We start from the raw sequence: 17,144 nt of genomic DNA on the forward strand, positions 1-17,144 counted from the left end.
TAGTATCTTGACTTAATTACCTAAGCTTGTAAATACAAATAAAGTTTAAGAACCTAATAGAATAACCTAAACGCTATTCTAAAAACTATGTTTGTGTTTAAATTTAATCAATATCAGGGCTTGTCGACTTAAAAAGAAAAATCAACTTTTATATAAAAAATAATATTCTAATTTAGATTATAATAAACTTTTTAAGTTCATTTTTAAATATCAAAAATTATGGCCTATTTTTTTGGCAAGTACAGTAATCATTAATCATCTTCATAACTATTGATAAAAATTTATATACCTTATTCCTATCAATATCTGGACCAAACTCATTTTCAAAAAGCTTATATATTTCTTCTAAACTATTTTGATTATAACTAAATTTTCGAATATAATCCATGATTTTGGCAATACATTTATCATATGAATTATTTTCTGATAATATTTCGGTTTTAGTAACAAAAGGCTCTGATGATTTAGATAGCTCTAAAACAGCTATTAGGTAACTTGTATCGAATGGTCTAGTTGAAATTTCTATCATGCTCGAATCCTCATATGATTTAGTGCCTCCTACTATGCCTGGATTAATATCTGATTTAGTTACTACTATGCCTGGATTAATATCTGATTTAGTTACTACTATGCCTGGATTAATATCTGATTTAGTTACTACTATGCCTGGATTAATATCTGATTTAGTTACTACTATGCCTGGATTGATATCTGATTTAGTTACTACTATGCCTGGATTAATATCTTTAAATAAGGTTGGCCTTTTTTGATATAAATTATCAATTCTATATTGAATTTCTTGTGTTTTATCTAAACCCAGTGATTTAGAAATATCAACCAATTGGCTATAGTTATCATTTAATGAATCAAGAGTCTGTTTTGTTATTTGTTCTGATGGATTTTGTGGAATTTTTAGTTGATTTTGTACAACTTCTAGTTCATTGTATAATTTGTCATATAAATTATTAGCCAATGGCTCATATTTATCCAAAAATTCTCTAAATTGCTCCTTGAATTTATCGCTTCTATTTTCATAACCAGGTTTTTTAATTAAAATATCAGCTATACCAAAACTTGTATGATATAAAGAATTGTAAATTGACAATTCCTTTATCAAAGATCCATTTACAAGGTCAGCATAAGATTGACTTTGAATATTTTCTAACGATGTCTTGGTGAATTCTAGTTTTTTTATTAACATTGCATTCAATTCTGATATAAATTCCGCAAATAAATAATCCAGTTTTTTTATTTCTTTATCCAATATTTTATCGCCTAATTTAATTTCATTTTTAGATAAAGATATGTCTGATAGTAGGTAGAGACCTGTATTCTTGTCTATAATATAATCATTGATATCAGCACTTCTAGCCATATCTAAACGTTTTGATATAAATAAAATCCTATCAAATATCCCTTTAATATATGGTCCCTTTATAGTATCTTTAATTTTTTCTAAATCTAGAGTTAAGTCTTCTCTGATTTTTTTTAACCTTTTATAAGCATATCGTAAGTCATTATCTATTTTTCGAAGTCCCTCATAGATAAATGAATTTAATTTTTCTTTAAGTTCTTTAGCTTCATTAATTAAGAGCTTGGACTTTTGATTAAATACCTCTTTATCTGGAGATAACACCAAATTATGACTATCAACATTCTGAATAAGAGAATCTACTTCAATAATTATGTCTTTTACTTCTCTAAAATAAAATACAGCTTCTGATTCTTCCTTAAGTTCTGATTGCTTTAAAATAGAAGTTTGTAATTCGTTTTCTATGTTTTTAAAATTTTCTTGTGAATCTTTTAATTTTTTTTCTAATTTTTCTATATTTAATTTATCATCTATAATTTCATCTCCTGTTTCAAGTCCTTCTTTTGGTACTATAGATAATTTATCACTAGAAGCATTAACATACATAGATGAACTACCCATAATAAGAATTGTAGGTAATAAAATTTTTTTAAATTGTTTTATTATTTTTTTATTATTTTTCACTATAACACCTCTATTTGCAAATAAATTAATCATAAAAAAAGATTATATATAGTTATTATTACTAAAATAATATTGAAAAAGTTATTTTTCAATATGGATTTAATGATATGTAATTTTCAAATTAATAATATACATTATACCTAAAAAATACCTAAAAATTAATAATTATTTTTATTTTACCAAAATATAATTAGATAATAAATTAATATCTTCATAATTAATATCTTCATAATTAATATCTTCATAATTAATATCTGTATAAAAAATATACGGGACTTTGCCAAGAATCAATGTGAAGAGAGTTTAAGGGCTTAATAGAAAGCACTAAAAGCTATGATAATGCTGTACATGCAGAAAAATGCAGTAAAAAATTGTAAATTAGATTTTAAGAAGGAAACCAGGTATAAAAATAGAAATATATTTCTCCTCTGTGTAAGATATAATTACCAAAAATAAACCACATGGAGCAGAAAAAGGATGTCTAATACAAATAATTTACCACAATAAAGAGGGTTTGAGCAAATGTTGTAAAGAATGGAAGCTATAACTCTATTTTACCAAGCCTTCTTTAAATAATATTACAAATATATGTTAAATGGAATATTATCTGATGGTTTTAAAGGTATATTGACAGATATTCATCGTAAAAGCTTGAATAATGGGGATATAAGAAGCATCAGTGATATGCTTTCAAAAGGTAAATGGGATGAAGGATTTTTAAAAAGAATAGTTCATCAAGTTTCTTATGATGAAATCCAAACCCAAGCTAAGAAAAATGACCAAAAAATCTTTTGTATAATTGACGATACTGTCTGTAGAAAAAAAAGCCCTCGTCAAAAGCTGTTAATGCTATAGAAGAAGCTAGTCGTCATTATTCTTCCTTAGATGTTTATGGTCATGCCGTTGTTCAAGAGCTGCTGCTTACTGGTGATTCGATATATCAATTCGCTACAGAAAGATATGTCCCTTAAAAAAAATAATAAAATTAACATAGAAGGGACATGATTAAATAATTACCTGAATTAGGTCAAAAAATATATGTTTTGATTTATTCTTGGTATGCTTTAAAATCAATGTTTGACACAAATGCTCAAAAAGGTTGTTATGTTATTGCTGGATTAAAAAACAATCGCCTGTTTTATCCAAAAGTAATTAAGCAATCTCTAAATGAATTTGCTGCATATATCAAAAAGGCAGATACTGATGTTGTGCCCATCCAAAATGGCCATTATAGGGTATATCATTATGAGTGAAAGCTTAATAAAATTGATAATGCTGTTGTTATTCTTTATTTAGAAGGTGTTAAAGGTTTTAATCTTGCTAAAATGAGAGCTTTTATTAGCATAGATATAACGTTGAGTAATGAACAAATACTAAATTATTATGAAAAAAAATGGTCAATTGAAACTTATTTTAGAACAGTAAAAGTTAATCTATCTCTCGATAGATATCAAGTTATATCCACAAAGTCCTTGAATCGTTACTTTTCTTTGATATTGTTTTTTTCAATTTTATGTGTATATATAGGCGAAGTAAATCTGCTTAATGGTATAAATATATATATAAAAGCAACGAAAAGCTGTTTTATTAAATATATATGAAAAAGCTCAATAAGGTGCTTCTCTTAGCCAAATTCAAAAACAACTAAGAGTTGCATAGGGAAACTGCGCCCAAAATTAATTTAAAATTTTTTACTGCATTTTCCAGCACGTTCAGGATAATGGCTATTTTTGTGAATTAAATTAGACCATTACTAATCGGCTATATTAATATTTATGGACAAGTACATTATAATTTTAGAAATAATTAGGTCGTGCAATTTAAATATTATATAATAAATGCATAAAGTTAAAATACAATAATAAAAATAAAGGAATTAAATAATATAGCAAATATATCAAACTTTTTGTTGCAAATTTTAATATAAAAGCAGATATTGGATTATAAATCCCAATAATCTGCTTTCGATATAGATTAAATTATTTTTATTATAAAAAATATTCTTGATATATTTTTTTAAAATAATTATGATAAAAAATATCCTATTATTATTAACGTACAGACAGCATAACATTTGATCTATATTCGTAGTGTGCTCTTTTTAACTCGACTTCTAAGGTATTAATCGTACTAAAATCTAATTCTAATAAATACTGCTTACGTTGTTCATCACCTTTAAGATAAATAATATTATTTAAATAAGGTTGAACTGATCTACTTAAATAAACTTTATACTTAGACAAACCATCTTTTCCTCTAATGATATTAAAAATATTATTAGAAGTAGTTATCATAGCCATTACGATAACTTGCTTTATTTTTTTTATCATCATAATTTTATTTTACCACTGTAATTTAAAAAACAATATCTTCCATATTTTCGATTTTTATAATAAATGAAATTTCAAAATATATATTTAATCTATTAAAATTTAATATAATTAATTTATATATTCATTATACATAAATTAATTATATTTATCAATATATTTTAAGACTAAATACTTGGATAAATATTTTTAAGTATATTGTTAAAATATAGAAATATTTTATAAATATCTTTAAATTTTTATGATTATTCACCTTCACGATCATTATTTTGATAACTACGTATCTGTTTAACCTTATTAACCAGATTATCTAATAACTCTTTCATTTGAGACAAATTTAAGGAAAATTTAGTCTTAGTTTGAATGTTAAAAATACTTAATAATGTAGCTCTTTTCCAGATAACACCTACAATTAAAATTAACTGTAAAAATAACATCCCTATATAACCAAATTGCTTTACTATCTTAAAGTCATACAATAAACGTGAAAAAATAAGCAAAACACTAAAAAAAACGCCTGCTAATAATTTCAAAACTTGAAATTCTAATAATTTACGCATCCAAGCCACGCTTACATTAGCTAAAGAAGGGTATAGAGCAGCTAATAAAACTAAAGGGGCAAATAAAGCAATTAATAAAAAGAGTACTTGATATATGAGAATCATACCTGCCATGCAGAGAAAAAGTAGCCCCAATATCCCATGTGTAAACATTAATATACCGATCAATAACAACCTCTGAAAAGTTCCAGCTTCTGTAACCATCATATTCCCGTAAAGCTGTTTTTCATCTTCGATATAAGCTTGTCTTATTTCAGATGTTATAGGTGAATCCAATATATTATGAATACGCTGTTTGTTATTTGTCATATCTAATGTACCATGTTGTAAAATAACATAAGGTTCGTATACAAGTATTCTATATAGTTGATCAGATGCCATCATCGATATAACATATGACGATTTTTTAAAACTTTGCTGCTTCTTATCTAACAGTAAATCAATGGCCATAATCTCCTGTCCTACAAATCTGCTAGCTTCATTCATGGTAAGCAAAATAGGACCTGCATGTGAAAAGTAAGCTGTACCCAAAATAAGGATCGCTATGAGTTTCATCATAGCTCCTAAAGCTAATAGAAGACGTTGTTTAAGCATACCGTAGTAAATGAACCAAACACCGGCTAAAATAATCATGGTCATCAGAAGACTGCCCCAAAGGCTACCTTGACGATAATAACCACTTTCATAACCCGATAATGTTCGAACAGCATTTTCAACAATATGAGCTAAAGGCTCTATAAAATCTAAGGAAAAAGCACTCATAACAAGACGCAAAACTGTAAAATTCCACACAAGCAGTGTTTGCCAACCTAAATTATTTATTTGATGTACCAGGTAATGGATAGCGTTAGTTATAATATGTTCAAAATCCAAATTAGATTTAGATATCATTTGTTGTTCTAATTGATAAGAACTAACACTATAGCTAGTCCATAAAGGATTATAACCATCGGTTTGTGCTTTTTGAGTAGCTTCTGTCGGCAAAGGAGCTAAAGTATCAATTAATAAATAAGGTGTCGTCTCTTTAGCTAACGTAAAAGTGGACAAAAAAATATTTAAACTAAAAATACAAAGCAAAGTAAACTTCACAAACCCCTTCATATGCTTGTAGCTCTTTTGTGCGATATATCAGGTCTAGTGTCAAAAACCTGAAAGAGGTTAGACTCTGGAACACAAACATTTAAGCGTTCTACATTTTGATTTAAATCAGAAAATAAACACTGCCCTGTCTTTAATGTTAAAATCATGTCTCGATAACTGAGGTCGATGTTAGCTAAACGACAAGCATCTTCAGCTTCGCGTTCATCTGAACAACGGAAAATAAAGCGATATCCGAGATTAGCAAGTATACTGTCTTGTAAAAAATCTTTAGGACACTGACTAACCATATAAACAGCCGCATTATAACTACGACCTGTGCGTATCAGCTCTTCAAGCATATGGCATCCTATACTGCTTTTAAACATTTGCCAAGCTTCATCAAACAATACCATTTTAAACTGCTCAATTTTTTGTTGTGTAAACCGACGAGCAAAATCAGACAAGGCGATCCATAAAGCAGAGCTAAACCGATCAAAATTGGTTGATTGCATAAGTCCGCTCTGTTGCATATGCAAAATCGTTAATGGTTTATGAATCGTAATAGCCTTAACATCATCATGAGCAAATAATAAGGATACACGATCACTATATGAAAAATAATGAAGTAAATCACATGCAGCTTGCTCACTTGGTGCTATTTGCTTAAACTTATCCACCACTTTCAACATATTTGGTTTAGGCATAGCTAGTACTTTGTCGACAGCTTGACTAATAAGCATAGAAATATGAGTACAATCATCAGCTTGTAATAAAAGTTGTAAAATACATTTAGCTGTTCTTGCCGCAGGTAAGCGTTCTTCATCATGTACAATACTAACTAAAGGATCCAATTTACCACGATCTTTAATACCAGGACTTAAGCGTATAGAAGATAAAAATGGTGCTAAATAGTGCAATTGCTTAAACCAGTGGATTCTTTCATCTTTTGGATCAAAGATCAAGACCTTTGCACCTGTTAAAATAGCTTGATAAGAAAGTAAATTACCGAGCAAAGATTTGCCAGCTCCAGAAGATCCGACTACAACAGTAGATACCGTTGTACTCAAGGTTTTATCATATAATCCTCTGGCAGGCTGAAATAAAATAGGTTTAGCACCACTCTTCCCAATACATAAACCATCAGGATCACCTAAGTTATTTGTTACACCCCACATACTAGATGCTAAAACATCAGACGTTAAATAATGATGATAACCATTTTTATGCATCCCAGGCAAACAAGCTTCAAACAATGGTAATTGTCTACCGTAAGGCACATCCAAATAAAGGCCGTATTGTTTAGCGAAATCTTGTATTTGTTCAATATACTGTGCTAAAATATCTGGATTTTGAGCAGAAACAGCTATTGTAGCTGAAGTTTTAAGTAAAGTTGTTTGCTTAGAACGCAAAAGATCAATTAAAATTTTAGCCTCATTACGGCCCTCAACAAGCGAAGCAGGTAAAGTATAACCACTTTTTTCCATATATTCACCTTCAGCTATTAATTCTTTCTGCTTACGAGAAACAATAGCAATAGCCTTGGATGAAGAAAGTGGCATAGATCTTAATGAGAATTCAACATGAAATGGTAATTGTTGAAAAATATAGATCCATTCTTCATTAGGAATTGTAAAACATGTCGGAAATTGCACCAATTCCATGAAAGAAATATAATTTTTATGCTTCTTACCTTTTAACAACTTTGTCACAGCTATACTGTAACCTTGACTTAAATCCAAACATCCTTCTTTAGCTAAATTAAGATGGGAAATATTAAAATCAGGTAAAGTCAATCCTCTCTGAAAAGCATCCTGAATTAAACTTATAAGCTCATGTTGTGTTAAACGACGGATAGGTAAAAACTCTCGCAATCTTATATATTTCTTATGCTCCTCTTGCATTAAATCTTTTACATATCCTTTATGTAAAGGTAGAACATTAAAGTGTAAACAAAAATCACGTATACTATTTTTAAAATTTTCCCAATCCAAATGTTTACGAAGCATTGTTATTTCGACACCTAAAATAAAACGATATCGATAAGCGTTATGAAAAAGATCTTCCATATCAGTAATATGTTTTTGCCCCAAAGTTGAAAAAGGTGTATATATTTTTTGTTTCTGAGCTGATAACCATGAAGAAAAAGAACAAAAATGCGGCAACATAATTAAATGTACGGCTGTATCTATACTAGTAAAAAAATTTTGCAAATAATTATAAAATTGCATCTTCTTATTATTTGAATGATAATTGTAATGCCAAGGATCTAATTCATAGTAAGCCATTATACAATCTTTTTTACGAACAACCATGTTAGCTAACAAATCTATCACAGGAAAATATTTATACATTAATTCACTCCTTAAACAAATTGATTTTCCCTGTAAAACAAATCCTCTTTTGCAAAAAAATATGCGGCGTATGATAAAATATATATCTAGGTTTGAAATGTTTAATTAACCAAATCCAAATAAAAAGATAAAAAAAACGATCAAATCTATCTTTTTGTGTAAGAAAAAAAGTAAAAAAAGCAGGCCATAAAAATAATTGTATCGCAGATATAAAGAAATAATTATTGAGCATAAGCAAAAATAATATCTGAGCCAAAAAAATAAAAAATTGTTGATATAAAATAGGCTTTGGTAAAGAAAAACCCATTAATTCATAAATCTTTCTGTCTATTTTAAAAATGTTATTATATATATATGATGTTTTCATAAATAATCACCAAATAACCATTTAAAGCCCATCACACCAAGCTTAGAAATAATCTGTGGTTGAAAAATAAATACACTCACCAACATCGAAAAAAAAATAAACCCAACAAAAGGTCCAAAAGCTCGTTTCCAAAAAAGCATTAAACTTACCACAACAACAGCTATAAAAAATAAAGAACCAACTTCTGAACTTATGGTTTCTTGTAATCGTTGAGCCGGACTAAGTAACTCTAACATCAAGAAACACCTCCAAAAAACCAACTCAAACAACGATCATTATCATCATCTAAATATATTTCAACAATATAAAGATAGTTACCTGCAATATTTGTGAAAAATATTAAAAATAATACAAGGAAATCAAATATTTAAAGCCAAAAAACATTAGTATGAAAATATATCTTTTATTAAAAATATAACTTTTATTATAGGATTTATAAAATTACATAAAAAATATTTATATATAATAAAAGTAATTGATAAAAATAAATAAGAATATAAAAGAACATTAATATATATAGTTTTTATATATTTTTTATATATAAATAATAATATTAAAAAATAAACCACCTAGGTAAAAATAAAAAATAATGAACACAAAAATACATCATTAGTATATTTTTGAATATTATATTTTTATATGCTAATATACCCAGAGAATATTCTCATATTATTCCATGTTGACCCCGTACAAAAATATGAGTTATATTTTAGAATATCGAGATAATAGTTTCACTTTTTAACTTCTTCTGCTAAAATACCACAATGTGAAATGGATTTTTTTAAAGGCCGTGTAAAGTATCCCAAAAATCACGTCTTAACTATCAACAATGAACTACAAAGGGGGTAGAAAAGATCCAATGTGTGGTTTTGTGGCAATACATCAATGGAATTACCCTCTAGACCGAGAAAAATTAAGTCAAATGACGGAAATAATTAAACACAGAGGGCCTGATGAAAACGGTTACATAATTAAAGAACGTACAGGATTTGGCTTCAGAAGGTTAACAATTGTCGATGAACACGGCGGCCGTCAGCCCATGCAAAATCCCTCCGGTGACGTTTGGATCGTTTTTAATGGTGAAATTTATAATCATGATGAATTAAGATATTTTTTAAATATTAGAGGATATGTATGTCAAACAAAGTCTGATACCGAAGTTATTTTAGGCTTATATGAATTAGTAGGATATGAAACACCTAAATACTTAAGAGGTATGTTCTCTTTCGTTATTTGGGATAGTAAAAAAAAGCTAATGTTTGGAGCAAGAGATCCTTTCGGTATAAAACCACTTTCTTATACCCAAAACGAGCACGGTATTGTATTTTCCTCCGAAACCAAAAGCTTGCTTATGTATAAAGGTGTTTCACGTTCATTAAATATAAATGCTATATATCATTATTTTACTTTTCAATATGTACCTGAACCATTAACTATGTTTGAAAATATTTATAAACTACCAGCCGGTAGTTATTTTATCATGGATGCGCAGAACAATGAAAAAAACTTGATTATCAAAAAATATCACGATCTAATTTTTAAACCTGATAAAAATATAACTTTAGACCAGCATATATCTGATATAGAAAAAGGTATTGATGATTCCATTGCTATCCATCGTAGCAAGGATCTACCATATGGTACACTGCTATCTGGAGGTATTGATTCTGCATCGGTAGCCGCTATACTCAGAAAGCATGGTGAATTAAGTACATTTTCTGTTGGTTTCCCATTTGAAGAATCTAATGAACTACCTAAGGCAAAAATCATCGCTAAATATTTAGAAACAAAACATTATGAGCTAATAGTTACAGCTGATGATTTTCAAAATAACTTATTTAAAATCATCTGGCATATGGACGAGCCTGTAGCCGACCCAGCAGCTATACCGCTTTATTTCATCACACAATTAGCACGAAGACATGTAAAAGTTGTTTTATCTGGTGAAGGTGCTGATGAACTTTTCGGTGGTTACCGTATTTATAAAGAACCTCAAGCCTTGCGTATGTTTAAATTTATACCTAATAATATTAAAAATTTGTTAAAAAAAAGCACAGGTATTATAAACGACCGCTACGGCATAAATTATCTCCGCAGAGGTTTCACACCCCTTGAACAACGTTTTATTGGCAATGCTAATATTTTCTCGGAAAAATTAAAAAATCGACTGTTTAGTGAAGCATTATTGGCCCCAACAAATTATAGCGGTCCCCAAGATATCACTTCTCCACTTTATGAACAAAATAGTCACTTAGATGACGTAACCAGAATGCAACATATCGATATACATACTTGGTTAAAAGGTGATATTTTAGTTAAAGTAGACAAAATGTCCATGGCTAATTCACTTGAAGCTCGTACACCTTTTTTAGATAAAAAAGTTTTTGAAGCAGCTCACAAAATACCAACTAGGTACAGAATAAATGAAGATACAACAAAATGGATCCTAAGAAAATCATTGAATAAATACTTACCAAAAGAAGTAATTAATCGTCCTAAATTAGGTTTTCCTGTACCTTTAAATTTTTGGTTTAAAAATGATTTATATAAATGGGCTAAAGAAATAATTATAAACTCAGATGATAATCCTATAATTAACATAGATTATGCTCTATTGCTATTGGATAATCACTTTAACGGAAAAGAAAATAATGAAAGAAAATTATGGGCAATAATTATTTTTTTAATCTGGTATGAGATTTATATGAATAGATTTCATAGCATAAGCATTCAACCTGATTTTAAATCAAATATTATGTCTTTATAAAGAAACAAAAAAACTGGGATATTGCAACATATAATACAAAAGATTAAAATAGCAGTCAGTTCAACTAATATAATTATGAACAAAATGAACAAGAAAGGAGTTATCTAATATGGCCAATATAAAATCTGCCGCCAAAAGAGTTAGAACATCAGAAGAACGCAGACAAAGAAATATGACAAAAAAGTCTAGAATGAGAACCATAATAAAAAAATACACCTTAGAAATTAAAAAAGAAGATAAAACAAAAGATGAATACTTAAAAATGCTTAAGGAAGCTGTAAGCATTTTAGACAAAAATGCAAGAAGAGGCATAATTCATCCTAATAAAGCAGCTCGTCACAAATCACAACTAACAAAACAACTTAACAGCATAAGCAAATAAATAAATAAAAGAAAGGACCTGCAAAAATATAAAAAGCAGGTCCTTTCTTTTATTTATTATTAAAAATATAAAACTGAAAAAAAGAAATATTAAAATGAAATCATAAAAATATAATCTAAAAATCTAAATCAAGGTCCTGTTACTCCCGTTGCTCCTGTTACTCCGGTATCTCCTGTTGTTCCTGTTACTCCCGTTGTTCCTGTTATTCCTGTTGCTCCTGTTATCCCCGTTGCTCCTGTATCTCCCGTTGCTCCTGTTGCTCCGGTATCTCCTGTTGTTCCTGTTATTCCTGTTGCTCCTGTTATCCCCGTTGCTCCTGTATCTCCCGTTGCTCCTGTTGCTCCGGTATCTCCCGTTGCTCCTGTATCTCCTGTTGTTCCTGTTACTCCCGTTGCTCCGGTATCTCCTGTTACTCCGGTATCTCCTGTTGTTCCTGTTATTCCTGTTGCTCCTGTTATCCCCGTTGCTCCTGTATCTCCCGTTGCTCCTGTTGCTCCGGTATCTCCTGTTATTCCTGTTGCTCCGGTATCTCCCGTTGCTCCGGTATCTCCTGTTGTTCCTGTTACTCCCGTTGCTCCGGTATCTCCTGTTACTCCTGTATCTCCTGTTGTTCCTGTTACTCCCGTTGCTCCGGTATCTCCTGTTACTCCGGTATCTCCTGTTGTTCCTGTTATCCCCGTTGCTCCGGTATCTCCTGTTACTCCGGTATCTCCTGTTATTCCTGTTGCTCCTGTGACTCCTGTGACTCCCGTTACACCTGTGTCTCCTGTTACTCCTGTTGCTCCGGTATCTCCTGTTACTCCGGTATCTCCTGTTGTTCCTGTTGTTCCTGTTATCCCCGTTGCTCCTGTGTCTCCCGTTGCTCCTGTATCTCCTGTTACTCCGGTATCTCCTGTTACTCCGGTATCTCCCGTTGCTCCTGTATCTCCTGTTGTTCCTGTTATCCCCGTTGCTCCTGTATCTCCCGTTGCTCCGGTATCTCCTGTTACTCCGGTATCTCCTGTTGTTCCTGTTACTCCCGTTGCTCCTGTATCTCCTGTTGTTCCTGTTATCCCCGTTGCTCCGGTATCTCCCGTTGCTCCTGTTGTTCCTGTTACTCCGGTATCTCCTGTTGTTCCTGTTACTCCCGTTGCTCCGGTATCTCCTGTTGTTCCTGTTATCCCCGTTGCTCCGGTATCTCCTGTTGTTCCTGTATCTCCTGTTACTCCGGTATCTCCTGTTGTTCCTGTTACTCCCGTTGCTCCGGTATCTCCTGTTGTTCCTGTTATCCCCGTTGCTCCGGTATCTCCTGTTGTTCCTGTATCTCCTGTTAATCCGGTATCTCCTGTTATTCCTGAGGTTCCTGTTATTCCTGTTATTCCTGTTATTCCTGTTGCTCCGGTATCTCCTGTTGTTCCTGTTATTCCTGTGGTTCCTGTTATTCCTGTGGTTCCTGTTATTCCTGTTGCTCCTGTTATCCCCGTTGCTCCTGTGTCTCCCGTTGCTCCACGAGATAATAACGGCACTAATACTATAATTAATATAACTACTATAATTAATATAAAATCAATATCAACAGGCGGACCAGTTGCTCCTGTTGGTCCCGTCGCTCCTGTTACTCCTGTTGGTCCCATCGCTCCTGTTACTCCTGTTGGTCCCGTCGCTCCTGTTACTCCTGTTGGTCCCGTTGGTCCTGTTGGTCCTGTTGGTATACATGTCAAAGAAATTTTATTTAAAACCCATGGATAATCATTCATATCAAAAGGTACACAATTTTTATTGTAAGAATTAACACAAACATTAGTAATTCCAAAAAAACGTTCCAAAATAATACAACACCTTCTTTTAAAATAATAAAATATTTATATGATAAGTTTATCTCTTTTTTCATATATATTTAATAAAAATGTATATATTTTTATATATATTTAAAACATTAAGTAGCTTTACTTAATCTGTATATATTTATATATATAAAAAACATTGAAAAAAAATATCAAGTAACTCTCCAGGGTCTTTGTAGATATCAATTGATATATATAGAAAGATATATTAACTTTTACTGTGATAAAATAAGTTTAAATTTACTATCTTTTTTAATAATAATTTAGTATCGGTTAATTAATCAATGTTATATCTATAAAGATAAGATCTGTGATTTTAGAAGGATAAAAACCTTATCAATCTTTTTAGGGACGAATAACAGCATAATTATAAATGTTATTAAGATTACCCTTGTAAAGGTAAGTTAATTTTTAATAGTCAAAATATCAATATCTGATGTATATGAATTTCATGCGCTATTAATTAATTCTTTGCTTATAAATAATCAAGTAATAATTATATATTTTTTATGCATAATTTAATTATTAAAATCTAATTTGTAATTCTATTTTAGAGTGGTGCAGGTATATAAATAAAGTTAAAATATACAATTATATATTTTAAAAAATCCCCTATAAAATTGATATAGGGGATAAAATAAACAAAGTTTTTTTAACCAATCAAAACATACAACTAGATCAATTCAACAATAGTAATAAGTGCCGATTTATTTGTAAAAGCATCTACGTTATTGAAAACATTTAGTAAATTCGATGGTCCTGGAGGTGTTTGTACTATAGCATTTAAAACAATTTCTTCCCGTAAATAGTTAGATGGTTTAGACTTAACAAGCATAGAAAAAGTATCAATAACTGAATTATCCAAAAGTAAACCCACGCTAAAATTAAATTGCGATGGACAACAACTACCACAAAAAGAGGCAAAATGTATGACGTTCACAAGATAGCTGTCCAGCTAAAATAATATCTGTTCCTGGTAATAAACCAGAAATATCAGGTCCATTTTGGACCTTAAGAACATCAAAAATTATATGACTATTATTTGGCACTACTGTATTAGTTGCTGAACTTATATAGAAAGCATTAATAGAACCAAGGGTCGGGCCCGTTGCTCCTGTTAGTCCCTGGGGGACTGTGTCCCCTACTGGGCCTTGTATTCCCTGGATTCCTTGTACTCCATCAGCATCCTGAAGCCCTTGGGGGCCTTGTACACATGTAATCCCCGAAAGGCCTTGTACACCTGCAATTCCCTCCGGGCCTTGTGAGCCTGTAATTCCCAGTAGGCCTTCTGGACCTGTGGGGCCTACTGGTCCTGTATCTCCTAATAATAGAGCTTTATATCCCTACTTCGAAAGATTTTTCTAAAATATTAATGCACCTTCTTTAGTGAAAGAAATTTAAACCAAAAAATTATTATAAAAAAAGTTATATAGATAATTCATTAAGGTATGTTATATATTATTAAGAGGATAAAATTTTAACCAAACTCCAACCTAAAAGAAAGGGAAATTATTATATAAATAATTGATTGCCTATGAATAAATTTTAGTTATAGATAAATTAAATCTTCAATAAACCCATTGATTGTCTCATGTCAACTAACGTTTTATTTGCTACAATTGAAGCTGTGGCGTTACCTTGTTTTAGCTTTTCGAACAATATATCCGAATTAATATATTGTTTATAATTTTCTTGCAACAAACTCAAACAGTTCCAAATTACTTCTATAAGATCTTTTTTAAAGATACCGTAGCCTTTTCCACTATAATTATCCACAATTTTATCTATAGAATAATCTGTAAGCATTTTATAAATCACAAGAAGATTGCTAATACCCGGCTTGTTAACAGGATCATAAAAGATATGGCCATCACTATCGGTAACTGCTTTTTTTATCTTTTTGGCAATATTATCTTTTGTATCGAGTAAGTAAAGGCATCCGGAAGGATTGCCACTTTTACTCATCTTACATAGGGGATTATCTAAGGACATGATACGAGCAGCATCTTTAGAAATCATAGGCTCAGGCAATTTAAAAACCTCTCGCCCAAAAAGATGTTGAAAGCGCCCTGCTATGCTACGCGTTAACTCAATATGTTGTCTTTGATCTTCACCCACCGGTACTAAATCAGCCTGGTATAATAAAATATCTGCTGCTTGAAGAACTGGATAAGTATATAATCCTACCAAAGTAGTATTATTTGATTCTATACCCTTCTTTTGTTTAAATTGCGTCATCCTAGATAATTCACCCATAGGCGTAACGCATTGCAAAAGCCAAGCAGCTTCACTATGGGCTGGTATAGATGATTGTAAAAAAATCTCTACTTTATCTATACCAGCCCCCAAATGAAGAGCAATAATATTTTTAACAGCTTCTTGGATAACAGAAGGATCACGTCTTACAGTAAGTGCATGTAAATCCGCAATACAAAAATAACATTTATATCCTTTATTCTGTAGGTCTAAAAGCAACCTCATCGCTGTTAAATAATTACCCATGTGCAAATCACCATTAGCTTGTATACCTGTAAGAACTGTTATCAATTCTGCCATCCCCTTATTTATATGAAAATATCGCAAAAACGATATAGTCATTTTAATTTAATTTAAAATATTGTTTATATAAACACATCATATCCCAATTAGGGCGCATAAAGTGATTGTGGTGTTTACATATAAAATGATAGTATATATAAACAAACATACGATAGTTGTCAACATCAGCAGTCGGAATTTTTTAAAGCTATGATATATTAAAAAGCTTGTACCTAAAAAGGAGGCTTAAAAATGTTCAACTTCGATAAAAGTGTGTTGGATTGGCTCATCCTAAGTTTTGGTATTTTGGTATCAATAGGGATTATCTTTCTACGCGTCAAAGAAAGTAAGCGAAATGTATCGGCTAAATCATTATTGATTCCCCCACTTGGCATGAGCACAGGTTTTATCATGTTTCTGTGTCCTTTAGCTAAAATATCCTGGGAATGGGCTGTTTTAGCACTATTAGCAGGTTCGTTATTGTTATCTCCTCTCTTGATTTTAAATTCAGGTTTAACTGTAGATGAAGAAAAAAACATACGCATGAAACCATCTCCAGCTTTTGCTGTCGTCTTCGTTATTATCATCGTCGCTAGGTTATTTCTCAGAGATTGGATCGAGCAACACCTTAGTTGGCTACAAACAGGGAGTATTTGTTTTTTATTAGCTTTCGGTATGATTGTACCTTGGAGATTGACATTGTATAGACATTATTATAAAATACGTGCACAAAAAAGCAATTAATCTAAGTCATTTGTGCATTATTTGATAATTTTAAAAAAAAATAAAATTAAAATCTATAAATATAATAAAACCAAAAGATCAACATTTATACTTAAATTTATATCATTAAAAAACACATATAAATATTATTATATCTAAATATTGACATTAAAGCTAAAAATAGTTATAATTTGCCGATATAAGTAATAAATGAGTACTTTTAATAA

15 protein-coding genes are annotated in these 17,144 nt (G+C 30.6%); 5 read left to right on the forward strand and 10 right to left on the reverse strand.

Features of this window, described 5'->3' with window-relative positions; all coding sequences use genetic code 11:
• Positions 1-217: 217 nt before the first annotated feature.
• Positions 218-1,996: a hypothetical protein gene (locus VS182_RS07125; protein WP_479484459.1), complete on the reverse strand. Its 1,779-nt coding sequence runs from the start codon at positions 1,994-1,996 to the stop codon at positions 218-220.
• A gap of 627 nt (positions 1,997-2,623) precedes the next feature.
• Between VS182_RS07125 and VS182_RS07130 the strand changes: the two genes are divergently transcribed.
• Both VS182_RS07130 and VS182_RS07135 read left to right on the forward strand, forming a co-directional pair.
• Entirely contained in the window at positions 2,624-2,851 is a 228-nt protein-coding gene (locus VS182_RS07130) for a hypothetical protein (protein WP_479492566.1), read from the forward strand.
• A 218-nt stretch (positions 2,852-3,069) separates the two neighbouring features.
• Positions 3,070-3,249: a hypothetical protein gene (locus VS182_RS07135; RefSeq protein ID WP_479488689.1), complete on the forward strand. Its 180-nt coding sequence runs from the start codon at positions 3,070-3,072 to the stop codon at positions 3,247-3,249.
• Between the two features lie 798 nt (positions 3,250-4,047).
• On the opposite strand, the gene VS182_RS07140 is transcribed toward VS182_RS07135, so the two are convergent.
• The 5 genes from VS182_RS07140 to VS182_RS07160 form a co-directional block, all read right to left on the reverse strand.
• On the reverse strand, positions 4,048-4,296 hold the full coding sequence (locus VS182_RS07140) for a hypothetical protein (RefSeq protein ID WP_479492567.1): 249 nt from the start codon (positions 4,294-4,296) through the stop codon (positions 4,048-4,050).
• Between the two features lie 275 nt (positions 4,297-4,571).
• Positions 4,572-5,933, reverse strand: a complete 1,362-nt coding sequence (locus VS182_RS07145; protein ID WP_479492568.1) for a CD3337/EF1877 family mobilome membrane protein — start codon at positions 5,931-5,933, stop codon at positions 4,572-4,574.
• Positions 5,934-5,983: 50 nt separating this feature from the next.
• Complete coding sequence (locus tag VS182_RS07150; protein WP_479484463.1) at positions 5,984-8,317, reverse strand: ATP-binding protein; 2,334 nt, start codon at positions 8,315-8,317, stop codon at positions 5,984-5,986.
• Positions 8,318-8,321: 4 nt separating this feature from the next.
• On the reverse strand, positions 8,322-8,684 hold the full coding sequence (locus tag VS182_RS07155) for a TcpE family conjugal transfer membrane protein (RefSeq protein WP_479492569.1): 363 nt from the start codon (positions 8,682-8,684) through the stop codon (positions 8,322-8,324).
• Positions 8,681-8,920, reverse strand: a complete 240-nt coding sequence (locus tag VS182_RS07160) for a hypothetical protein (RefSeq protein WP_479484465.1) — start codon at positions 8,918-8,920, stop codon at positions 8,681-8,683. Before VS182_RS07160 ends, VS182_RS07155 begins: the two co-directional genes overlap by 4 nt.
• A 623-nt stretch (positions 8,921-9,543) precedes the next feature.
• Here VS182_RS07160 and asnB point away from each other — a divergent pair.
• Positions 9,544-11,451: an asparagine synthase (glutamine-hydrolyzing) gene (gene asnB, locus VS182_RS07165; protein WP_479484466.1), complete on the forward strand. Its 1,908-nt coding sequence runs from the start codon at positions 9,544-9,546 to the stop codon at positions 11,449-11,451.
• Positions 11,452-11,560: 109 nt separating this feature from the next.
• Entirely contained in the window at positions 11,561-11,833 is a 273-nt protein-coding gene (gene rpsT, locus VS182_RS07170; protein ID WP_479488423.1) for a 30S ribosomal protein S20, read from the forward strand.
• A gap of 128 nt (positions 11,834-11,961) precedes the next feature.
• Here rpsT and VS182_RS07175 read toward each other — a convergent pair whose 3' ends face one another.
• From VS182_RS07175 to trpS, 4 genes are all read right to left on the reverse strand, one after another.
• On the reverse strand, positions 11,962-13,638 hold the full coding sequence (locus VS182_RS07175) for a hypothetical protein (RefSeq protein WP_479492570.1): 1,677 nt from the start codon (positions 13,636-13,638) through the stop codon (positions 11,962-11,964).
• 691 nt (positions 13,639-14,329) lie between these two features.
• On the reverse strand, positions 14,330-14,596 hold the full coding sequence (locus tag VS182_RS07180; RefSeq protein ID WP_479492571.1) for a hypothetical protein: 267 nt from the start codon (positions 14,594-14,596) through the stop codon (positions 14,330-14,332).
• Complete coding sequence (locus VS182_RS07185; RefSeq protein WP_479492572.1) at positions 14,562-14,705, reverse strand: hypothetical protein; 144 nt, start codon at positions 14,703-14,705, stop codon at positions 14,562-14,564. The genes VS182_RS07180 and VS182_RS07185 overlap by 35 nt, the downstream gene beginning before the upstream one ends.
• A gap of 511 nt (positions 14,706-15,216) precedes the next feature.
• Positions 15,217-16,212, reverse strand: coding sequence for a tryptophan--tRNA ligase (gene trpS, locus VS182_RS07190; RefSeq protein ID WP_479484471.1), 996 nt, complete (start codon positions 16,210-16,212; stop codon positions 15,217-15,219).
• Positions 16,213-16,446: 234 nt separating this feature from the next.
• On the opposite strand from trpS, the gene VS182_RS07195 reads away from it, so the two are divergent.
• Positions 16,447-16,938 carry a CcdC protein domain-containing protein gene (locus VS182_RS07195; RefSeq protein WP_479484472.1) on the forward strand — a complete coding sequence of 164 codons (492 nt, stop codon included), beginning with the start codon at positions 16,447-16,449 and terminating at the stop codon, positions 16,936-16,938.
• Positions 16,939-17,144 lie beyond the last annotated feature (206 nt).

Source organism: Pasteuria ramosa (assembly GCF_056496785.1).